Below are 21,228 nucleotides of genomic sequence, written 5' to 3' on the forward strand. Positions count from 1 at the left end.
CGACTAGCATGATCGACACTCGCCAGGCCCAGCGCGCCTTCGATGCCGGGGTGCTGTCACTGGGGTTGAGCATCGACGGACAGGAATCGAATCGGGACCTCGAGTACGCGAAGCTGGCGTTCCAGCGCGCGACCGAGTGGGATCCCACCATGTGCGACGCCTGGCTCGGCCGGGCCGTCGCCGGTGAGGTGACCAAGGACGTTCTGTACAACCTGTACAAGACCAGCTCCGAGACCCTGTCCCGGGAACAGCGCCGTCTCGGCCTCCCGTCAAGGGTGCTGGCCGGCCGATTCCTGCCCGGGCTCTACATCGACTATCCCCTCGCCAGCTACACCGAAATCCACCTGGCGTACGCCGCACAGTTGATCACCGACAAGCAGTTCGACGAGGCCGAGCGCGTGCTCGACGAGCTCGAGGCCTACCGCCGCGGGCGCAACTCGGATCCGGACTACGCGGTAGATGGGCGAATCACCAGCTACATTCGCGGCATCCTGCACTACAACACCCAGCGCTGGCCCGACGTCATGACCATTCTGGCCGGTTCGGCCGAATGGGAGGATCCGTACCTCGCGGCCGGCGCGCATGTGATGGTCGGCACAGCCTGTGCGCAACTGGGCCTGTTCGCCGAGGCCATCCGCCGCATGGAAAAGGCCGAGGCGGGCCCGATTCCGGCCGCGCGCACCGCCGCCATGTTCTGCCGCGGCCTGAGCCTGCGCGAGAGCGGCAATGCCGACGAGGCGCAGTCGCTGTTCGAGAAGGTCTACTCCCAGGCCCCGGATTTCGAGGCCAACGCCGCGGCGATGCGCGACCGCACCTACCGCATCACCATCACCTCCCAGGAGGTGATCGACGCCCGCACCGACAAGTGGGATCCGGCGTCGGCGCCGTCGCTGGCGGAGAAGCAGCAGGCCGAACACGAGGACCGCGCCAAGCGCGTGCTCGCCGAGGCGCGCGCCGAACTCGACAAGCAGATCGGTCTCACCGCGGTGAAAACCCAGGTGGCCAAGCTGCAGTCGAGCGCGCAGCTGGCGAAGATCCGCGCCGAGAAGGGCCTGTCGAGCTCCGCGCGCGGCCAGCACCTGGCCTTCACCGGCCCGCCCGGAACCGGTAAGACCACCATCGCCCGCGTGGTCGCCAAGATCTACTGCGGACTGGGAATCCTCAAGACCGACAAGGTGATCGAGTCCAAGCGCTCGGACTTCGTCGGCCAGCACCTGGGTTCGACCGCCATCAAGACCGAGAAGCTGATCGACTCGGCCATGGACGGCGTGCTGTTCATCGACGAGGCGTACACCCTGATCCAGCAGGGTCTTTCCGGCGGCGACGCGTTCGGCCGCGAGGCGGTGGACACGCTACTGGCACGCATGGAGAACGACCGCGACCGCCTGGTGGTGATCATCGCCGGATACGACGGCGAGATCGACCGCTTCCTGGCGGCGAACGACGGTCTGTCCTCGCGCTTCGCCAAGCGCCTGCAGTTCCCGTCCTACTCCGCCGAGGAGCTGGGCGACATCGGCCGGGTCATCTCGAACAAGCGCGATTCCGAGCTCACGGACGAGGCGCTGGGCCAGCTGGTGCAGACCTGCCGCCGGCTCTACGACCTGGAGAGCACCGATCAGAGCGGGCAGCCGCGCCGAGGCGTCGACGTGGCCGGCAACGGCCGCTTCATTCGAAATCTCATCGAGGCAGCCGAGGAAGAGCGCGAATTCCGGCTGGCCAACGACGAATCCATCGATCTGAGCGCGGTCGACGAGGCGGTGCTCATGCGAATCGAAGCCCCGGATATGAAGGCGGCCTTGGCCACCATGCTCACCTCGCTAGGCTTGGCGTCGGCAGTGAGTTAGAGCTAGGGGGAACACTTGTGAACGACGTCCCGAACCGGGGATCCGGGGTCGCTACAGAAGAACGTCCGGCGCCGCAGGCGCCACCGGAGCCGCCGCCCGCGCCGCAGCGCCCGCCCGCCGAACTGCGGTCGGACGAGATGTGGCTGTTCCGCATGCTGCCGCTGCGGCTGGTGATTCCGGTCGCGCTGTTCGGCGTGCTCACCTCGCTCATCGCCGTCATGCTCGACGCCCCCTGGTGGGCAGCGGCGCTGGCCGGGGTGATCCCCGCCCTGATCTTCCTGTCTCCCTTCCGCGGCGTCCCGATCGGCCTGCGCCTGGGCCGCTGGGCGGGCTTCCGCTGGCGCCAGGCCACGCGCCGCGACGTCGAGGAGGGCACCCAGTTCGACGTGCCGCTGCCCGAGGGCGGCAGCTACGGATTGCGCTGGGACGGAACGCTGCTCACCACGATGCTGCGCATCGACAATCCGCCGGACACCCTGACGCTGCTGCGGCGCGGCTCGCTCAGCACCGACCAGGTGCTTCCGCTCGCCGAAATCGCCTCTTGCCTCCGGCAATACGATGTCGAGCTGGATTCGGTCGACGTGATCAGCAACGGCACCCGCACCGCGAGCACCGAGGCGGTGCTGTCCGGCTACGCGTCGAGCATCGCGCCGCTCGGCCACCTGTACGACGAGATCCTCGGCCCGCTACCGGCCATCGCGCACCGCACGGTGTGGCTGGTGCTGCGCCTGAACCCGCTCACCAACAACAAGGCGGTGCAGAATCGCGGCGGCGGCCCCGAGGGCGCGCTGCGCTCGGCGATCATCGGCACCCGCCGGGTCGCCAATCGCCTTGCCGCCCGCGGCATCACGGCCTCGGTGCTTACCACCGCCGAGATGACCCTGGCCAGTCGTGAACTCACCCGCGGCATTCCGCTGGAGGAGTTCATCGAGCACCCGGATTCGCTCGAGTACAACGGCATTCACCTGACCAGCTTCCAGATCGATCCCCAGCTGTTCAATCTCGACGGCCTGGCCAAGATCTGGGCGGTGCGCAGCCTGGCCACCACGGTGACCGTGCGCCTGCGCCCGACGGCCGATGCCGACGCGCGCTTCGAGGCCATCGAGGTGGACGCGCGCGTCCGCTACGACACCCAGCAGCCGGTCGAGGAGCCGCCGGTCCCGGGCCTGCTCGAACTCCCCCGCCGCCAGCTGTGGGCCCTGGCCGACATTCTTTCCTATGGCGCGCAGGAGATTCGGCCCAGCGGCTACCAGGGCCCGATCGAGGCGCTGTCCGAGATCGCGGTCCCGACCGCGGGCTGCGGCCAGCTCATCGGCGCGGACGCCACCGGCAGCGGCGTGGCCGTACCGCTGATCGGCAACGGCTCGCGCCGCATCGACATCATCTCCGATCTCCATCTGGCCCAGCAGGTCATCCTGCGCGCCATCGCCCTGGGCGCGGGCGCGGTGGTGCACACCGCCCGCCCCGGCGCGTGGCAGCACATGATCGCGAATGTCGGTGCGTCCCACGCACTCTCGTTGGCGTCCTCGGTCACCCACAGCTCGCGCCACAGCACGATGACCGCCCGCACCCCGAACCCGGCCGCGACCGTGATCGTCTTCGACGGGGTTCCGGCCACCGCTCCCCCGGGCTCGGCGACCGTGGTCACCCTGCACCAGGGTGTACCCCCGGGCTACCAGCCGGACGCGGACGTGACGATCATGCAGCACCGCAACGCGCCCCACACGGTGACGGTGCACACCCCGGCGACCAAGACGACGGCGCAGTTGGTGACGACGCCGGCGGAGCAGCGCTATATCGGGGCGGCGCAACCGGCTCGCTACTGACCGCGGACGCCACGGCGGACCGCCCGAAGATGGCTGTCCGGCGCCGATTCGGGGTTCACCGCCATCCCGAGCGCGCGGCCCGGCCGGACCGCCGGACCGAGGTTCGTCGGCCGAGGCAGAGCAACCTCACGCACCGGGTCGAGCTCCCGGTGCGGCCCGCCCGGACCACGGAACTATCGGACGCCGCGCCGCAGGGCCGGCACGAGTTTGTCGAGCAGGATCTGTTCGGAGGCGTCGGTCCAGTGGCGGAAGGCCTCGACGGCGGCCGGGTCGTCCAGGACCACGACGGCCGCCTCGCGCAAGGTGATGCTCAGGGGCAGATTCGTCTGGCTGCCACCGCCTTTCGCGGCGGCGTCGCTGCGAACGGCGAGGATGTATCCGGACCGGATGTCCGAAAGCTCGGCCGGGTTCTGGCTGTCGCGGGTCACCGGGCGCGGGGTGGGCTCGTCGCCGGCGCGCCGGCAGTTCAGGTTGTAGGTGAAGCCGAGGGCCTCGAGGAAGGCGGCCTGGGGGCTCGGTTCCAGGTGCAGATCCACATCGCCTTCCCGGCCGCCCTCTCCGATGATGTCCACCGCGGCGATGACCTTGCCCGCGAACGCCGGATTCTGCTGCCGCGCTTCGGCGGTGGTGTGCGGCGGGGCGGCCGCGGTCGTGGTGGATCCGGGCGGGACCGCGACGGGGTCGTCGCCGCGAATCGCCCACGCACCCGTTCCGGCCGCCGCGGCGAGGATTACCGCTCCCACACCCGCTGCGATCCAACGGTTTCGGCGGCGATCCGGTTTCGCACCCTCGGATCGCGATGTCGCAGTGGCATTCCGCGGCGGCACACCGGAAGCCGACGGCACGGTGGCCGGATCCGGCTTTCCTGTCCGCGTGGTGCCCGCCGGGATCGTGTGGAAACCTCTGTCGGTCGAGGTAGCAAGCGGTGAAACCCCTTGCACCATCGCAGCTTCCAAAGCCCGAGTGAATTCGTGACAGCTGTGGAATCGTCCTTCGGGATGCTTCGCCATGGCGACCGCGAGCACCTCGTCCACCGCCGCCGGCAGTTCCGGCCGCAGCTCGGTGACCCGGGGCGGCGGCTCGAACAGGTGCGCCATCATGACCGGCCCGGGCTGGTTGCCCGGGAAGGGATTGCGTCCCGTCGCCAGCTTGAAGAACGCACACGCCAGGCCGTAGACGTCCGCGTGGTGGTCGAGCCGGTGCCCCTCGAGCTGTTCGGGTGAGGCGTAGGCGATGGTGGCGACGAACTTTCCGGTCCGGGTGATCTCGACCGCGTCCGCGGTGGACTTGGCGACTCCGAAATCGGTGAGCAGCACCCGCTCCGCGTCACCGTCGGCGCTGGAGAGCAGGAAGTTCGCGGGTTTGACGTCCCGGTGCAGCAGCCCGCGCCGGTGCGCGTGATCCAGGCCCCGTCCGGCCTCGGTCACGATGCGCAGCGCCCGCGCGGGCGTCATCGACCCCGGATCGTGTTCGAGCGCGGCGGCGGCGTCGGTGCCCTCGACGTACTGCATGGCGATCCACAGCTGCCCATCGGTCTCACCGCGGGTGTGCACGGCCACCACGTTCGGATGATCGAGGGCAGCGGCGAGATCGGCTTCCCTCGTGAAACGGGAGCGATACTCCGGGTCGGCGGAGTACTCCGCGCCCAGCACCTTGATCGCGTCCCACCTCGGCAGGCTCGGATGGCGGGCAAGATACACCGTCCCCATGCCGCCCGCGCCGAGCACGCGATCGAGGCGGTATCCGCCCAGCACCGCTCCGGGTTGAATTGTCATGTCCGGCACCTACATCCACGCGCTCTTGGCGAGCAGCGCGTATTGGGCGGCGGCCTTCTGCTGCGCGTCCGGGAGCTGGGTGGCCTGGACGATGCCGACGTAGCGGTCGTATCGCACGTAGCAGTGGAACTCGTCCAGCGAGCGGAGCTTGGGGTACCGCACGTAGCGATGGCAGAAGGTGTCGGGAACACCGGTCGGGGCGTCGGCCGAGTCGGTGCGATTGCTCTTGAAGTCGTTCAGCAGCGCAGCGGCGGCGTCGCCGTCACGTGCCCGGATCAAAGTGGTGTCCTGCAACGAATTCAGTTCGGCCACCGCATCGACCCCGGCGCTCTCCAGCACCCGGCGCGTCTGCTCCTGATCGTCGGTGGTGTGCAGGTAGGCGCGCGGGGTGTAGACGCCCTCCCGCCCGAAGTACGGCGTCACGTACCTGTCGGGGTGCAGGATTCGCCGCATCATGCCCTGCGGGTCGTAGTCCAGACGCAGGACGTCGCGCGAGGAGAGCGGGGGCAGCTGATCCAGCAGGGGGATCTGTGCGTCCAGCGTCTTCTGCGCCAGTGCGGTCAGGTCGCCGAGTTCGGCTGTGGGGCGCTTCACGAAGACGTTGATCAGGTAGTTCCCGCGTGCCGCCAGCGCGCCCAGGGTCGGAACACCTGGCCGCCAGTGCGATTTCGCGTCCGGATACCGGTCCAGGGTCACCGGAACGTTCTCCGCCGCGACGGCGAAGTCGGCGGCCTCCATCTCCACGACCGCGCGGGTCGCGGCGCTCCCGTCCGGGAACTGCAGCACGGTCAGATGCACGGAGCTCGAATTCGGTTCCAGTGCCGCCGAATCGAGCGCGTTGACCTCGATCTGCTCGGCCGCGTCCCCGTTCTGCCGCGGCGTGGACGCCGCGGACATGGTGAACCCGAACAGCATTCCGTTGCGCTCGATGATCGGGACATCGGCTTTCAGCAGGAACTGCGCTCCCGCGTACACGTTGGTGATCGGACTCCCGTTGCGCCGGAACCGCAACTCCGAATCGATCTCGGTTCCGGTGGGGACGTATCCGGCCAGCCGGATGGCGGCCAGGTCCGCGGTCTTGTTGGGATAGTGCTCCCACACCATGCGGTAGTCGAGCGGGTCGGTGGGATAGGAACCGGCATCGATGGTGCGGACGTCGATCTCACCGGCCACCGGCGTGCCGGACACCCCGGCACAGGCGGTCAGCAGCAGCGCCGACAGCAGCCCCGGAATCAGTCTTGACAGTGTTCTGCGCGCAGACATCAGGATCGCTCCCCTACTTGTTCCGGGCGAGCAGCGTGTACTGGGCCGAAATGCGTTGCTGGACATCGGGTAGTTGCAGTCCCCACGACATGGCCATGTACCGGCCGAAACGCACGTAGCAGTAGAACGGGTAGGTGCTCTCCTCCGGCCCGCGGTATTTGGTGCATTTCGCGTTCGACAGCCCGGCGGGCGGGCTCACCGCCACCCGGAATTTCCCCGCGGATTCCTCGGCCAGCATCCCCTCGGCGGCTGCCGCGTCCCGCGTCCGATACAGCCAGGAGCCGTTGACGCTCACCCGGTCGACGCCGAACTCCTCCAGTCGCTTCCGCGCCTTGTCAGCGTCCTCGCTCAGGTGCACGAAGGCGGTCGGCTCGTAGACGCCGGGCAGCATTCGGAACTCGTCCCCCTCGGGTCGCGGCAATGAAATCCGCAGCAGTCCTTCGGGATCCAGCGGGACGGTGTCCAGTTGGTCCGGCGGCGTCGGCTCGAACGAGCGAACCCGCTCGGCGACCGCCGCCGTGCCGTTGTCGGCCAGCGTGGACAGCAGGTCCTGATCGGAGATCTTCAGCGTGCGGTTCTCCCGGCTGTCCGCCGTGGCCACGATGACGAACTTCCCCGTCGCGTACCAGGATGTGAGCACCTGTGCCTCGGGCTGCCACGAGACCACCGCCCGCGGATGCCGGGCCGAACTCAGCGCCACCACCTTGCTCGCCTCGGCCTGCCACCCGCGCGCGGCCAGCGCCGTTCCGGCTGCCGCGGCCTGCTGCTCGGATTCGAAGAGCAGCACCGAGACCGACAGCGCGAAGGAGATGCGCTCGTCGGACTCGGATCGCCCGCTGCTCGCGAACCCCGCGACGAAACCCGCTGCGTCCTGGGCGAATCCGTCCTTCTTCAACCACGTGTACATGGGGCTCGGGTGGGTGACGTCGGGTTCCAGGAACGCGTGGATGTCCCCGCCCCGATTGAACCGCAACCGGGCATCCAGTTCCGACGGCACCGGAACCATCGCCCCGAGTCGCTCGGCCTCGAAGATCCGCGCGACGGACCGATGGTCTTTCGGCGCGTAGTCCTTCGGCTCGGTCCGGTATCCGCCCACGTCCAGCGCCCCGAGGTCGACCACCGGATCCGGCGGCCCCCCACCCGGATCCGACCCACACGATGTGACGGTGACCACACCCGCGACCAACGCCGCGACCAGCCCACCCCGCAATGCCCTACGCACGAAATTCGCTCCCCCGCTGATCAACTCAACGGTTCTAGAGAATATCGACCGCGCCGGTTTCGGCAAGGCGAGAGAAGTCGCCGGCCACCGCACGCTGGACGCGGGCCCGCGCCCACCCAGTAGACTCGCCCCACCGGTGGGACGTGCGACCGGGTAGGCGGTTCGGTGGGGGATACACACATGCGGTACAACGACGTCCGGCGCAGGTCGGCGGGGAGACGGCTGCGCGCGACGGTCGCGGCCGCACTGGCCGTGTCGGTGCTGGCGGTCACCGGCTGCGGCTCGGAATCCGATGCGGGCGAGCCGGTTCCGAACATCGACCTGAGCAAACTCGACACCGGCAGCTATGACACGAAGCCGCAGGTCCTGGCGGCCAAGGATCCGGCGAAGATGGCCAGGAACCTGGAGGCGCTGCGCCTGGGCGACGCCATGCCCCTGCCGCAGGACATCGACCCGGCCCTGACCTACGGCTCGACCGGCGGCGGGCCGTTCACGGGTGCGGACTCGTTCGACAGCGCTTCGATTTTCGGCTGGTTCGACAAGACCGAGTTCGACGCCAACGCCGCGGGCCTGGTAGCGGGCTTCTCCACCTCCGCACGATCCAACGAGGACACCGACATCGCGTTCGGAATCACGGCCGCCGTCATGGTCTTCGACAGCGACGACGCGGCCGCTGCGGCCGCTATCGCGCTCGGTCGCAAAGGTTTCAACGACAACAGCAAGGCTCAACCCGCTGTCCCCCAACGCTATTCGTCGGCACAGTTGACCTGGATCCCCGACTACCAGGTCCTGGCGTCCTGGTATGCCACCGGCAGGTACGTGATCAACACTCTGGTCCGCGACAACGTGAACAATCAGCTGAAGATCTCGGACCAGGGGTCCCTCGTGGCCCTCACCGAGAAGGCCGTCACCGTGCTGTCGGACCGCCTGCGCACGTTCGAGCCGACATCGCCCGACAAACTAGCCTCCCTCCCGATCGATCCTCAGGGCCTGATGCGCCTGACCCTCCTCCGCCCGAACGGCGACAAAACCGCCGCGGCCTTCGACGGCACCCTGACCACCCACGGCGCCCTGCACCGCTGGGTGGACGACACGAAAACCGCCGCGATCTTCGACCGTGCCGGAGCGGATTACGTCGGCTACGGCGCCGGCGAGCTGACCCGCACCCGAGACGCGCAATCCGCCCGAACCTTCATCACCGACCTCTCCGCCAACAAGTTCCAGCAACGGATAGACCCGCCCCCGGGTCTCCCCACGGCCCTCTGCTTCAAGTATCGCGGCCCGGCCACCAATGAGTTCCCCTACAACTGCTACGTCTCGCACGGCCGCTACGCGGCCCAGGTGTGGTCATACCACCTGCAAGACGCGTACCAGCGCGTCAGCGCGCAGTACGCGATCCTGGCGAACGACAGGTAGGGCAAACCAATGTGGAGTCACGCACATCGGCGGCGCGCCAAGGCCGTGGGCGCGCTCGTCCTAGCGGCGTCGCTAGCCGCCTGCGGCAGCGACATCGACGGCTTCCCCTCCCCCGGCGAGATCGACATCCGACAGCTGGACGTGGGTAACTACAACACTGATCCGGCAGAGTATCGAGGCAAGCCCCGTCACTCGGTCGCGGCCGGCGAGATGCTCGATTTCTCCCGTCTGGTCGATCATGTCGTCATCGGATCGGATGTCGACGAGAAGTTCGAGCACGCCCTGCTGTCCAGACTCCTTCACACACCCACGTATACGACAATTGTGCTGACCGAGGCGGCGAAGCCCATTCTGGAAGCGACCGGAATGCTGTACGGCTTCTCGGCGGCCGCCAGCACCCATCCCTTGGTCGACACCACGTACTACGACAGCACCGGCAACTTCAAGCCGTTCGGCGGCGCGGACACGAATCCCGAAGCGACGTCGTTCAATATCACCGTCCTGGAATTCCCGGATGATGAGAGTGCCCGGACCGCAGCCGAGCAGATCGAGGCTGCCGACTTCGATGTCGCGCCCGACGTGAATGCCCGCGTGACCATCGACGGCCTGCCGACGGCCCGAGCGCACTGGCGGCCGGGCGTCCCATCCCTGGCCGCGACGGTGTCGCACGGAAGCCATCTGATCAACGTGTTCGTCCAACAGCCGACCGCGGACCTGCCGGAACTGAAGAGCCTCGCCGAGCGGGTCTTCGCGGCCCAGATCCCCCTGCTGGAGCGGATGCCGGTTCTGAGCCCCCGCGACTCACTGCTCCAGCCTCCCGATCCCCACGGCGTCGCCCGCCGGACGCTGAGCCTGAACGACGGCCTCGCGGTGGACGCCGACAGCAACGCGATCCGAACCCCCCGTGGCTGGCTGCATTTCGTGCCGGAGCAGCGGGTGTGGGAGCCCATGCTGGATTCCAGCGGCGTGGACTACATCGCGACGACCAAGAAGACCGCGATCCTGTTCCGGGCGCGTGACGCCACCGCCGCTCGCTCCCTCCACACGGCGATCGACGCCCTGTACCCCCAGCCGGCTGAGGCGCCGCCCAACTCTCGTGACATCACCTGCGCCGAGAACCCGAAGCCCAAACGCTCCGGGAACGTCTTGCAGACCTGGGACGCCAGCGACCGGTTCCTCTGCACCGTCAGCTACGACAGGTACGTGGCCCGGGTGGCCAGCACCCAACTGACCGACGCCCAGCAACGTGCTGCCGCGCAGTACGCCTTGCTGGTCAAGAGCCAGTACATGTGAGAGCTTCGAGATTGCCGGGGCCGAACACAGGCGTCGCACGAAGCGAAGTTGCCGAGCACGGCGAGCGGCTCACCAGTACCGACCAGTACACTCGGCAAACCAGAAGAACGTAGTGCCAGTCGACTGGTACCGGTGGGGGGAAATTTCGACATGTTCATCAGCCATGGCCTGAACAAGCCGGCGGGTAGCGCTCTACGCGCTGCCACGGCTGTCGCGTTGGCGGTTACGGTGCTGGTCAGCGCCGGATGTGGTTCGGAATCCGACGCTGCCGGGACGCTTCCCGAGATCGACCTCAGTAAGCTGGATACGGGCGGTTACGAAACCAAGCCTCGGGACCCGGCGCCGCTCAATCCTGTTGCCGCAGCCCACAACCTCGAGGCCCTCCGGCTCGCCGAAGTCATGCCGCTTCCGAAGGACATCGATTCGGCATTGATCCATGGATCCGGCCGAGCGAAGTCATACACGAACCTTGCCTCACTGTCACCTGCGGTGGATTTGAGCTGGTTCGAGGAAGAGAACTTCGATTCCGATACTGCCGGGTTAATCGGTGGTTTCTACACCACCGCCCAGTCGAATCCGAGCGACGGTCTCTCATACGCACTGACGAACAACGTCATGATCTTCGACAGTGACAACTCAGCCGCGGCTGCCGCAAACGCACTGTCCCGCAGTGGGTTCTCCAGCCCGGATCTCGATCACGACAGTAACCGCACTCCGCCCGTAGAGACCACCTCACTGAGGTTTCCTGCCGCGAAGGTCCTCTGGAAGCCGAACAATCAGGTACTCGCATCCTGGTATGCCACAGGACGATTCGTCATCAGCACGTTGGTCAGGAATGAAGAGAACTTTCAACTGAGGATCTCCGATCTCCCCGGCCTTCTAGCTCTGTCGGACAAGGCGATCACCGTCACTATGGACCGTTTAAGCAAGTTCGTTCCAACGCCGCCGAACGCTCTGACAAGCCTTGCGCTCGACCCAACGGGAATGGTCCGAATCACGCTGCCGATAGCTCCCCGAGAAGCTCAGGAGTCCAGCTTCAATGGCGTCCTGAGTGCCACCGCTGAACTCCATCGCCGTCCTGACCAGGACAAAGCCCGTGCCCTGTTCGACAGGACGGGCGTGGACAACATCAGTTACGGCGCTGGCATGCTCGTTCGCACCCGCGACGCCACAGCAGCCGAAACCTACATCGATGAAGTCTCGATCAACAAGTTCCGTGTACGCATCGATCCTCCGCAGGAGTTGCCGACGGCGCGATGCTTCAAATACCACGGCCCGTCCTGGAGCGTTTGGGCATTCGACTGCTACGTCTCGGTTGGCCGGTACGCCGCATATACCAGAGCCGACCAGGTGCAGGAGACATACCAGCAAATCTCGGCACAGTACGCCATTCTCGCGAACGACAAGTAGGGGGATCGAGTTGAGAATCCGAAAGCGCTGTTGCACCGTCGGAAACACGATCATGACTGTTGCGCTGACAGCTGCCCTCGCGGCCTGTAGCAGCGAGACTGGCGGCACGGCAATTCCTGGAGAGATCGACATCCGTTTGCTGTCCGTCGGCAAGTACGGGACAGATCCTCTGGAGTACCGGGATACCTACGAGCACAACGCGGCGTACGGCCGATCACTGGCACTGGGAAGGTTGGCAGACTCCGTCGTAATCGGTGCGGACGTCGACCCGAAATTCACGAATAGCTTTGAGCCCAGGGCGATCACTCAGCCCGCCTTGACACAGTTTCTGCTGGTATCGGCCGCTAAGTCGATCCTGGAAGCCAACGGCATGATTCTGGGCTTCATGGCGGCGTCGAGCACACATCCACCAACCGACGGTAGGACATGGGACGGATCCGACATCTTCAGTCCGTTCGGCATTGGAAAGACCAACCGCCCAGAGGCAACTTCATTCAGCATCATGGTGCTCCAATTTCCGGACGAGCAGCGTGCCAAGACTGCCGCCGAGCAGGTGGAGCAGGCCGATTTCGATATCGCCGCCGATCAGAACGCTCGTGTCACTATTGATGGGTACCCGAACGCGAAGGCCCACTGGCGCCCTGGAGTGGCTTCGATGGCCGCGACGATGGCGTCCGGGCAGTACTTCATCAATGTCTATGCACAGCAGCCGAATCCGGATGCAGCGGAACTGCAGAAACTTCTCCAGCGGATATTCACGGCTCAGCTGGCACTGTTGAATCAGTCGCCGCCGCTCAGCGCGCGCGATTCCCTGCACCAAGACTACGATCCCCAGTCGATGCTGCGGAGAACATTGAACGAAAGCGGATACGCGATCCCGGACGCTGAGTCGCATATCACCCGCCTCCCGCGCGGCTGGCTTCACTACGCGGCAGATCAGCGAACTTGGAAGACATTGCTCGACGACAACGGTGTGGACCGTATTTCCACCGCGGCCGCGCTGCTACTGCGCGCCCGCGACAGCGAAGCAGCGGTCACCCTATGGGCCGCAATCAATGAACAGCTCCCAAAGACTGTAGATCCGCCCGCCAACACCCGCGACGTGGTTTGCAAAGAGAATCCTCAGCCCGAGCGCAGCAACGGAGTCCACCCGGCGTGGTACGACAACGGTCGCTTTTACTGCAACATACGGTACGACCGATACGTGGCTCGAGTAGCAAGCTCGCAGTTGGCTGACGCCCAACAACGTGCTGCCGCACAGTACGCGTTGCTTGCCAAGAGCCAGTATCTCTGAGGAATCGCAATGAGCATCAGACCGGGAGACGTGGTCGACGGGTACCGCATCGAGCGGGTTCTCGGAGTGGGCGGAATGGGCAGCGTGTATCTCGCCCGGCATCCAGAGTTGCCTCGATACGATGCACTGAAGGTACTGAGCGCGCAATACAGCCGCGATCCCAACTACCGGGCGCGATTCGAACGTGAAGCGAATCTCGCTGCAGCACTGGATCACCCGAACATCGTCTCGATCTACACCCGGGGCGAATCACAAGGTCAGCTCTGGATCGCCATGCAATACGTGAGCGGTGTCGACGCCGCAAACGAACAGGCGCGATCCCCTCAAACGATGACCCCGCAGCGTGCGCTGCGGATTGTCAGTGAGATCGGCCGTGGACTCGACCACGCACATCGACGTGGCATGCTGCATCGAGATATCAAACCCGCGAACTTCCTGCTCTCCGCCAGCGATGATGACGATGAGCGCGTGCTACTCACTGATTTCGGCGTCGCCAAGTCCACAGACGACACAACGGAAATCACGCAGGCTGGAGGCCTGGTCGCCACCATCGCGTACGCCTCACCCGAGCAATTGAGTGGTCATCGGCTCGACCATCGCACTGACATCTACAGCCTCGCCTGTTCATTCTTCCGGTTGGCAACAGGGCAGAACCCGTACCCCGGCACTCAGCCGGCCCCGGTGATGGTCGGCCACCTACACGGACCGCTACCACGGGCGAGCACGGTGAACCCCGCACTACCTCCTGGCGTGGACCACGTATTGGCCATGGCCATGGCGAAGGATCCGACGGCCCGGTTCGACAACTGCCATGACTTCACCTCCGCGTTGAAATCCGCTCTTGAACACTCTACTTCGAGCTTCGATGAGCGCACGATTCCTCAACGTGCACCCTCGTTGGCCCCGGGGCTTCCCACAGGGCGCGGCGCGACATGGACGAGCCCACTCACCGCCTCGCGTCCGATAGCGTCTGTACCCAAGCGACTTTGGATCTGCATTGCCACTGTCACAGCAGTCGCCGCAGCAGCGGTGGGCATAGGAATCTGGTCGCGCGTTGACAACACTCACGGGAACGCAGACACTGCGGCATCGGCAACCTTGAGCGGACCAAAGTCCATCGACCAGGCACGTGCACAGAACCCCGCGTTCGAAGGAAAGCGCATTGTGCTCGTGGATGCTCCGAGCAGCACACTCGACAATCCCAATGCCAGTTTGAGTGTCCAGCTGAGCCCGGGTCTGCAGTCCGATTTCTTGGAGAAGCTCGGCTTTCGTTACAACAGCGACTTTCAGCGTGATGGTGACGAACCGAGCCCTCGGCCAATTACGAGCGAAGCAACAGCCAAGCTGTTGCGCGGCATCAATTCCGGCTACCTGCTCGTTGCCCGAAGTGACACCAAAGCGGGAGGCGGCAGCCTGGTGAATCTCCCTGATTTTCTGCTCTCCTCGAAGGCCACCATCATCGTCCTCGATGACCCGGTGGCGGTCACCGCGCTCCGGCAGTGGTCCGGGACATCGGAGGGCATCCTGTTGGAGAAGCTGGTTCCCGTCCTGAGCAGATCGGTCAAGTAGCAAGTCAAGAAGGACCAAGGATTGCACGGTGCACGGTCGGACGGTGTCGGCCAGTACACTCTGCGACCAGTAGTACGTTCGACCAGTCAGCGGTAACGGTGGGGGAATTCAGACATGCGGTTCTGCGATCGTAGGAATCCACAATGAGCATCGGCCCGGGTTCTCTCGTCGGGGGATACCGGATCGAGCGCGTGATCGGCGCCGGCGGAATGGGTACGGTATACCTGGCGAAGCATCCGGAGCTGCCGCGACGCGACGCGCTCAAGGTGCTCAGTACCCAGTACAGCCAAGATACCGAGTACCGAGCGCGATTCGAACGTGAAGCGAATCTCGCGTCCGCACTGGATCATCCGAACATCGTCTCGATCTACAACCGCGGTGAGGACCACGGCCAGCTGTGGATCGCCATGCAGTATGTCAACGGCATCGACGCCTCCGACGCCGCCAAGCAGCAACCGCAATCCATGACGCCGTGGAGAGCACTGCACATTGTCAGCGAGGTGGGCCGCGGCCTCGATCACGCGCATCGCCGGGGCATGCTGCACCGCGATATCAAACCCGCCAACTTCCTGCTCTCACAGAGCGACGGCGGCGAAGAACGTGTGCTGCTCACTGATTTCGGCGTCGCCAAATCCACCGAGGACACCAACGAGCTGACTCAGGCGGGGAGTTTCGTCGCAACCATCGCGTACGCGTCTCCCGAGCAGCTCAGCGGCCAGCACGTGGACCACCGTGCAGACGTCTACAGCCTGGCGTGCTCGTTCTTCCGATTGGTGACAGGTCAAAACCCCTATCCCGGAACCCAACCGGCCATGGTGATGATGGGTCACCTCTACGAGCCGGTCCCACGCGCTACCGCCGTGGACAGCAGTCTGCCGCCCGCGGTCGACGAAGTGCTGGCCGTCGCGATGGCGAAGGATCCGGCGGATCGATTCGATACCTGCCACGAATTCACCACCGCGCTCAAATCAGCTCTCGAATACGGAGTTTCGGGTCTCAATCTGCAGACCTTGCCGCTCGCTCCGCACCATTCGTCCACCACCGCGACAGATCCACGCACCACCACCCATACACAGTTCGCCAAAACCGGGACCACGCCGCAGGCGCCGAAGCCAGCGGCCGCGAAACGCCCGCTGCTGATCGGCATGGCGGCCGCGGTGGCAATCGCGGTCGCCGCAGGTGTAGGAATCTGGGCGGTACAGGGTGACTCCACCCCCGCGGCCGGAGGATCCACAACGACGACCGTCACGACCGCTCCGAAAACACTGCCCGACGCAAAGGCTCAGAACCCCGCATTCGCCGGCAAAACCATCATGATCGTGGATATCTCCGGCAAGAGCGGTTACAACGCGACCATGAGCATCCCGCTCAGTCCCAGCCCGCAGTCGCAGTTCTTGGAGGGTTTGGGGTTCGTCTACAACTCGGGCTACGCCCGCCAAGGCGATGAGCCCAATCCGCGTCCGGTCGAATCGAGTTCAACAGCGCAATACAAGGCAATGGATCGCGCGACCTCGGGGTTCGTGCTCGCCGTGCGCAGCGACACCGATGCCGGCGGCGGCGGCCTCGTGAATCTGCCGAGCGGCGTATCTGCGACCACCGCATCGGTTCTCGTACTCGACGATCCGGCGGCCGTAGCTGCCATGCGGCAGTGGTCGGATGGATCCGAACAGGTACTGCTCGAAAAGCTTGTGCCCGTGCTGCGCAGGAACGTGAAATAAGTCGATAGCCGCGCCCGAGGCTGTTCGGGCGCGGCGCAACCACCGCTATTTGGTGGGCAGTACGTCGTGCTGTACCTGTGCCTCGGCCTTGGACAGCGTCGGCCCGGGCACCAGCTCGCCGATGATCGCCCAGGGCGCGAGCCGCGGCGAAGTACCCAGCCCGAGAATCTTGGCCGTCTCCAAATCATCTATGCCGTACCGAATTCCGGTATCAGTAACGTAGAAGAGCGTGTCGCGGCGCTGACTGCCGGGTTCCACCCCGGTGACACGGACGAATTCCCCCGAGGCAGGAGGAACGTAGACAGCGTCGATGCGATCGCCGGTTGTGTCGGTGGACGCCAGCGAGACAGGCACAGCCTTATCCGACAGCGGGAGCCGTGTGCCCACGAGCAGATTCACCGTTGCGCGATCGGTGGGGCCCTCGGCCGCATCCGAGGACGAACGCCCGAATCCGGCTTCACGTGCCCAGGCGATGCAAGCAACCGGATTGTCTTCGGCCGTAATGATTCTCGGGGGCGCTATCGGGAAGTCGTCCACCGGAAGCGACTTCACCACCGGCACGCTGGCGAGGAGATCCGGTGTGACGGGCTTGATCTCGCTCATGCCCTGCGAATTCTCATTGCGAATGACGGTGGCGGTGAATGGGGAGATTCTTTGACGACCATCGGCCAGCACGACATACAGCTCGGGGTCGGCGGAATTGTCGAGCCCGGTTACCTTGATGACACCGCCGACCGGCACACCGCTGAGTCGACCGGGGCCAGGTTGCCCAGCCTGGGGAATCGACGGCGCGGACAGTACCGGCACGGAAACCGCCGCATCGAGCAGACCGGTTGAAATGGGGCGGGCCCGCACGCCGCTCAGTCCGAGCGCGTCTTTCATGATCGCGTTCTGCGGATCGACTTCGGCCTTCTTGCCGTCGTAGATCAGATAGGTCTTGTTCTCTTTGGTGGCCAGAATCGCGGTGCCGTTCTCCGCCTGCTTGATTCGGTCACCGAGTTCCAGACCACCGGCAATAGCGGTTGTCGTGGATCCGGTGGTCGAGGCCGAGCCACCGGTGGCCGAGAGTTGCACGGTGTCACACAGCGTCCAGCGTGAACGGTCGCCCTGATCCGATCCCGGCAGCGATCCGGGCGCACCCGGAATTCCGAGCATGGGTCCGCGGGCCACCGAGTCGAGCTTGCTGTCCTTCACCGACTTCGGCGAGTCGGCCGATTCGGCGATGAGCCGCGCAGACGCCAAGTTCAAGGCGGGATGCAGGGTCATCTTGGACTTGTCGCTCTTGTCGCGGATCACGACGTACAGTGCGCCGCTGTCCTTGCCGACGACGATGTTGGCGTCACCGATCGAACCCTGCGGCTTGATGAAGGCCAGAATCGCACAACCTGCTACGACCAGCAGTGCCAGAATCGCCCCGGAGATCAACGAGCGCGATTGCGCGCGCATGGGATCGTGCAGCATGCGCACATCACGGCGCACGAGCGCGTGATCCAGCCGGCGCAGCAGGAAGCGGTACCCATTGACCTGGGCACGAGTGGTCAATTGGGCTGGCACAGATCCTCCGTGGGGACAAGAACTACGGGCACGAGACTACTGCGACTGCGAGCGGCGAACAGCGCACCCCTCCGCCGTGGAGAGATGCGCTGTTTCGCACTGCGCGATCAATTTTCAGAACGCGCCGAAGCCGTCGCCGATCTTCTGGTCGGCGCCGAGCGCGCGGCCCATCGCGTCCTCGACGGCGGCCGCGACAGCGTTCAGCTTGTGCAGCGAGTCGCCGTACTCGGTGGTCCACTTCGAGTAGACACCGGCGAAGCCGGCCCAAGCCTGCGCGGACCACGCCTGCTGCAGCTTGCCGGCGGCGGTCTCCATGTCGGTACCGGCGGCCTTGAGCTGGCCGAAGTTCTCGCGCAGCTCGCTGACCAGCTGGCTGATCACCGCGGGGTCATAAAGCATTCCATCATCAGCAGCCATGATTCATTCCTCCATCAAGATTCTTGGGTATAACAGCGACCTGGGTGGTCAAGGGATCAGAGGTTGGTGAGCTGCTTGAAGCCGCCCTCGTTCTCGGATTCGAGGTTGCGGAAGCTGGCAACACCGACGCCGACCTGCTTCTCGACCTCATCGAGGCGGTCGTTCAGGTTCTTGTTCTCCAGGTCCCACTCGTTGGCGACCGCGTTGAACGCCACGGCGGCCTGGCCGTAGAAGCCCCGGCGCGCGCCGTCGACCGAATCGGTGGTCTTGGCGAGGATCGCCTTGACCGTGGCGACGACATCGGCCATCTCGTTCTGCGCCGCGGTCGCGGCGTCGTGATTAGACTTGACTGCGTTCTCTTCGGACATTTTCCCTACCTCTGGTAGTTCCTTGATATGTCGAACGATGCGGTACTGCATCGCCCATTCGGAGTGGACCAGCGGCCCCCGTCACAGCGGCTCAAGAGAGCCACCTCCGCCCAGGCATCGAATCGATCAGGCCCGTAATCGCTTGTGCGATACGGTGATCGGTGCCCGGTGTCAATGTGGACCAGATCTGCTGGTCCGCAGCGACCCCGGGCGCGGAGGCAATGCGACCCCTTGCGGTGTCGTAAACCACCACGGCTCCCGGAGATCGTTCGGTGACGCCGTCGGTGTAGGCGTAAGCCACCACCTCGGCGTAGGTATGGCATGAGCCGAGCGCTAGACCGTATGCGGTGGCGTCGGTTTCATTCATGCCGAGGGCATAGCAGGCATTGGTGTAGTCCGCCGAGACTGACGCCGCGTCGAAGCGCTCGCTCAGTTCCGAAGCGGCGGCGCTGAAGTTGGCGACCTCGGCGGGTGGGCAGGGGCCCAGCGCATCCAGGATCGGGCGGATCAATGACGATCCGGACCCGTCGGTCCACAGCGAGCTGATCGCGAACCGATCATCCCGCCGCACCGCGACCGCGTGCGCCTCCCCGCGGCGGGCGACGCACAGCCGCACCAGCCCGTCCGGGGTCACGATCCGAGCCGCCAGTTCCCGATCCGGCTGGGCCAGGACGAACAGGGACTCGGCCGCGTCGGCGGTCACGTCACCGTGTGCGTCCACCAGGCGGGCCGCGCGGATCTCGGCGCGGGCGCGTTCCTGCGCCGCATTCCATTCCGCGTGGGTCGTCTGCTGCGGGCCTACCGCGAGCACCAGCGGGAGAGTCTGGACGCCCAGTTCGGCGGCCAGCGCCATCACGCCGTCGTTGCTCAGGGTGATCATGTGGCGGACTCCGTTCGCGTCGCCGCGGGACCCGGGGCCGCGTTCTCCGCGCCGGTACTGCCTGCGGAGAACGCGATGTCGGGCGAGCGCTGCGCGTTCGGGTCCACGCCGCCGAGGACCGACGGCGCGACCTGCATGCCGGAGGCGAGGCCGAGTTCGGCATCGCTGGCTTGCGGGCCCGCCAGGCCCTCGCGGGTCGTGTGTTCCTCGTCCTGACCGTTCTGGGTGCCGGCCATGGGCGCCATGGGCATCGAGGAGCCCATCGACTGCACCGTAACCGGTTGCACCACCGTCTGTTTCGTCGTGGAGTTGGTGGTGGTCGCGGTGCGGGCCGCCAGGTTCACCGGTACCAGGGGCATCGAGCCGAGGCTCAGGCTCGGGATGCCGCCGGGGAAGCCGGGTGCGGCGGCGGGCGCTTCGGGCGCGGGTTCGGCCGGTGGGGCGGCCGTGGTGTTCATGCCCTCGGTGATGGGCGGGGGCGTCTGGTGCTCCCACGGGGTCGCCAGGGATTCCGTCGCCGCCTCGTACGTGCGCATCACCCGTGCCGCAACGGCTTTCGCCGCATCGGCGTCGCCGTCCACGGTGGCGAGCTTGGCGAGCATCGGCGCGCCCAGGGCGGTGCCGACCTTCTCCAGCATCTCCTGCAGCTGGCGCAGCTTCTCCACATCACCGGCGTCCGGCATCGCCAGGCGGGCTATTTCGTATGCGGCGGCGTGTGTTTCGGCTTGGACCGCGTTCCCGGCCGCCGAAGCGGCCGAGTGCGCGAGCCACTCACGCAGCGCGCGAATGCGTTCGATGAACGCGGTGCTGTTCTTCGACTCCCACGCGCTGCTCAGCACGCCGAGGATGCGGTCGTAATCGAGTGCCGCCGCACCGAGGTTCGCGCTCAACCTGGCCCAGGCGAGACCGGCTTCGGCGGCGGGCACGGCGCCCGCCCCCGTCACCAGATCCCGGGCCAGTTCCTCGGGGGGTTTGGATTCCCAAACTTCCCCCGTGAAACCGGGTTTCGTCGGCTCGAGCATCGGCGGCAGTCCCGATCAGACCGCGAAGCCGAGGGAGTTCTGCTCTTCGACCTGTCCGAACTGCACCGACTGGGCCCGCAGGGCCGCGGCGAGCTGCCGCACCTCGGTGACGCCCGCGCCGGTGGAGACGCCGAACGAGTCCGCGACCGCGGTCAGCGTCTGCGCCGCGCGCACCGAGACCTGGTCCGCTCCGGCCGCGACGAAGCCGAGCTTGGACTGCTCCTCGCCCAGGCTGCTCTCGATGCGATCGGCGAGCGCGTCCAGCTGCGCGGCGGCGGACAGCGCCGTCGTCGCGTCGAACCGCACACCTTCGAATGCATTGGTGGTCATGTCAATTCTCCTGTTCCCCCGGATATT

General features: G+C 65.9%; 17 protein-coding genes. 8 read left to right on the top strand and 9 right to left on the bottom strand.

Going from position 1 to position 21,228, the window contains the following annotated elements; translation table 11 throughout:
• The first annotated feature begins 8 nt into the window (after positions 1-8).
• Both eccA and eccE read left to right on the top strand, forming a co-directional pair.
• Positions 9-1,844, top strand: coding sequence for a type VII secretion AAA-ATPase EccA (gene eccA / locus ACFVBH_RS29020; protein WP_354986081.1), 1,836 nt, complete (start codon positions 9-11; stop codon positions 1,842-1,844).
• 17 nt (positions 1,845-1,861) lie between these two features.
• A complete protein-coding gene (gene eccE, locus ACFVBH_RS29025) occupies positions 1,862-3,670 on the top strand; it encodes a type VII secretion protein EccE (protein WP_379006357.1) in 1,809 nt (602 codons plus the stop codon).
• 173 nt (positions 3,671-3,843) lie between these two features.
• Here the strand turns inward: eccE and ACFVBH_RS29030 are convergent, their stop codons facing one another.
• The 3 genes from ACFVBH_RS29030 to ACFVBH_RS29040 are packed head-to-tail and all read right to left on the bottom strand — an operon-like array spanning position 3,844 to position 7,930.
• Positions 3,844-5,445, bottom strand: coding sequence for a serine/threonine-protein kinase (locus ACFVBH_RS29030; RefSeq protein WP_379006359.1), 1,602 nt, complete (start codon positions 5,443-5,445; stop codon positions 3,844-3,846).
• Positions 5,446-5,454: 9 nt separating this feature from the next.
• Entirely contained in the window at positions 5,455-6,708 is a 1,254-nt protein-coding gene (locus ACFVBH_RS29035) for a hypothetical protein (RefSeq protein WP_379006360.1), read from the bottom strand.
• Positions 6,709-6,721: 13 nt separating this feature from the next.
• Complete coding sequence (locus ACFVBH_RS29040) at positions 6,722-7,930, bottom strand: hypothetical protein (RefSeq protein ID WP_379006362.1); 1,209 nt, start codon at positions 7,928-7,930, stop codon at positions 6,722-6,724.
• Positions 7,931-8,110: 180 nt separating this feature from the next.
• On the opposite strand from ACFVBH_RS29040, the gene ACFVBH_RS29045 reads away from it, so the two are divergent.
• The 6 genes from ACFVBH_RS29045 (at position 8,111) to ACFVBH_RS29070 (ending at position 16,630) form a co-directional block, all read left to right on the top strand.
• A complete protein-coding gene (locus ACFVBH_RS29045) occupies positions 8,111-9,346 on the top strand; it encodes a hypothetical protein (protein ID WP_379006364.1) in 1,236 nt (411 codons plus the stop codon).
• Positions 9,347-9,355: 9 nt separating this feature from the next.
• Complete coding sequence (locus ACFVBH_RS29050; protein ID WP_379006366.1) at positions 9,356-10,639, top strand: hypothetical protein; 1,284 nt, start codon at positions 9,356-9,358, stop codon at positions 10,637-10,639.
• Positions 10,640-10,789: 150 nt separating this feature from the next.
• Entirely contained in the window at positions 10,790-12,049 is a 1,260-nt protein-coding gene (locus ACFVBH_RS29055) for a hypothetical protein (RefSeq protein WP_379006368.1), read from the top strand.
• A gap of 52 nt (positions 12,050-12,101) precedes the next feature.
• Positions 12,102-13,343 carry a hypothetical protein gene (locus tag ACFVBH_RS29060; protein ID WP_379006371.1) on the top strand — a complete coding sequence of 414 codons (1,242 nt, stop codon included), beginning with the start codon at positions 12,102-12,104 and terminating at the stop codon, positions 13,341-13,343.
• A 9-nt stretch (positions 13,344-13,352) separates the two neighbouring features.
• A complete protein-coding gene (locus ACFVBH_RS29065) occupies positions 13,353-14,912 on the top strand; it encodes a serine/threonine-protein kinase (protein WP_379006373.1) in 1,560 nt (519 codons plus the stop codon).
• Between the two features lie 143 nt (positions 14,913-15,055).
• A complete protein-coding gene (locus ACFVBH_RS29070) occupies positions 15,056-16,630 on the top strand; it encodes a serine/threonine-protein kinase (RefSeq protein ID WP_379006375.1) in 1,575 nt (524 codons plus the stop codon).
• A 45-nt stretch (positions 16,631-16,675) separates the two neighbouring features.
• On the opposite strand, the gene eccB is transcribed toward ACFVBH_RS29070, so the two are convergent.
• The 6 genes from eccB to ACFVBH_RS29100 form a co-directional block, all read right to left on the bottom strand.
• The gene (gene eccB / locus ACFVBH_RS29075; RefSeq protein WP_379006378.1) at positions 16,676-18,184 is read right to left on the bottom strand and encodes a type VII secretion protein EccB; all 1,509 of its coding nucleotides are present in this window, start codon (positions 18,182-18,184) and stop codon (positions 16,676-16,678) included.
• A gap of 114 nt (positions 18,185-18,298) precedes the next feature.
• On the bottom strand, positions 18,299-18,601 hold the full coding sequence (locus ACFVBH_RS29080; protein ID WP_379006381.1) for a WXG100 family type VII secretion target: 303 nt from the start codon (positions 18,599-18,601) through the stop codon (positions 18,299-18,301).
• 56 nt (positions 18,602-18,657) lie between these two features.
• Positions 18,658-18,969 carry a WXG100 family type VII secretion target gene (locus tag ACFVBH_RS29085; RefSeq protein ID WP_379006384.1) on the bottom strand — a complete coding sequence of 104 codons (312 nt, stop codon included), beginning with the start codon at positions 18,967-18,969 and terminating at the stop codon, positions 18,658-18,660.
• A 91-nt stretch (positions 18,970-19,060) separates the two neighbouring features.
• Positions 19,061-19,849 carry an ESX secretion-associated protein EspG gene (locus ACFVBH_RS29090; RefSeq protein ID WP_379006386.1) on the bottom strand — a complete coding sequence of 263 codons (789 nt, stop codon included), beginning with the start codon at positions 19,847-19,849 and terminating at the stop codon, positions 19,061-19,063.
• Entirely contained in the window at positions 19,846-20,871 is a 1,026-nt protein-coding gene (locus tag ACFVBH_RS29095) for a PPE domain-containing protein (RefSeq protein WP_379006388.1), read from the bottom strand. Before ACFVBH_RS29095 ends, ACFVBH_RS29090 begins: the two co-directional genes overlap by 4 nt.
• 15 nt (positions 20,872-20,886) lie before the next feature.
• Positions 20,887-21,201 carry a PE family protein gene (locus ACFVBH_RS29100; protein ID WP_379006390.1) on the bottom strand — a complete coding sequence of 105 codons (315 nt, stop codon included), beginning with the start codon at positions 21,199-21,201 and terminating at the stop codon, positions 20,887-20,889.
• Positions 21,202-21,228: the final 27 nt, after the last annotated feature.

Source organism: Nocardia sp. NPDC057668 (genome assembly GCF_042799795.1).
Classification (GTDB): Bacteria; Actinomycetota; Actinomycetes; order Mycobacteriales; family Mycobacteriaceae; genus Nocardia.

Bases quoted from the DNA above. Each gene is read 5' to 3' on its own strand.
- eccA (WP_354986081.1), top strand. From the start codon at position 9: ATGATCGACACTCGCCAGGCCCAGCGCGCCTTCGATGCCGGGGTGCTG.
- ACFVBH_RS29030 (WP_379006359.1), bottom strand. From the start codon at position 5,445: ATGACAATTCAACCCGGAGCGGTGCTGGGCGGATACCGCCTCGATCGC.
- ACFVBH_RS29035 (WP_379006360.1), bottom strand. From the start codon at position 6,708: ATGTCTGCGCGCAGAACACTGTCAAGACTGATTCCGGGGCTGCTGTCG.
- ACFVBH_RS29045 (WP_379006364.1), top strand. From the start codon at position 8,111: ATGCGGTACAACGACGTCCGGCGCAGGTCGGCGGGGAGACGGCTGCGC.
- ACFVBH_RS29050 (WP_379006366.1), top strand. From the start codon at position 9,356: ATGTGGAGTCACGCACATCGGCGGCGCGCCAAGGCCGTGGGCGCGCTC.
- ACFVBH_RS29055 (WP_379006368.1), top strand. From the start codon at position 10,790: ATGTTCATCAGCCATGGCCTGAACAAGCCGGCGGGTAGCGCTCTACGC.
- ACFVBH_RS29060 (WP_379006371.1), top strand. From the start codon at position 12,102: ATGACTGTTGCGCTGACAGCTGCCCTCGCGGCCTGTAGCAGCGAGACT.
- ACFVBH_RS29065 (WP_379006373.1), top strand. From the start codon at position 13,353: ATGAGCATCAGACCGGGAGACGTGGTCGACGGGTACCGCATCGAGCGG.
- ACFVBH_RS29070 (WP_379006375.1), top strand. From the start codon at position 15,056: ATGAGCATCGGCCCGGGTTCTCTCGTCGGGGGATACCGGATCGAGCGC.
- ACFVBH_RS29080 (WP_379006381.1), bottom strand. From the start codon at position 18,601: ATGGCTGCTGATGATGGAATGCTTTATGACCCCGCGGTGATCAGCCAG.
- ACFVBH_RS29085 (WP_379006384.1), bottom strand. From the start codon at position 18,969: ATGTCCGAAGAGAACGCAGTCAAGTCTAATCACGACGCCGCGACCGCG.
- ACFVBH_RS29090 (WP_379006386.1), bottom strand. From the start codon at position 19,849: ATGATCACCCTGAGCAACGACGGCGTGATGGCGCTGGCCGCCGAACTG.
- ACFVBH_RS29095 (WP_379006388.1), bottom strand. From the start codon at position 20,871: ATGCTCGAGCCGACGAAACCCGGTTTCACGGGGGAAGTTTGGGAATCC.
- ACFVBH_RS29100 (WP_379006390.1), bottom strand. From the start codon at position 21,201: ATGACCACCAATGCATTCGAAGGTGTGCGGTTCGACGCGACGACGGCG.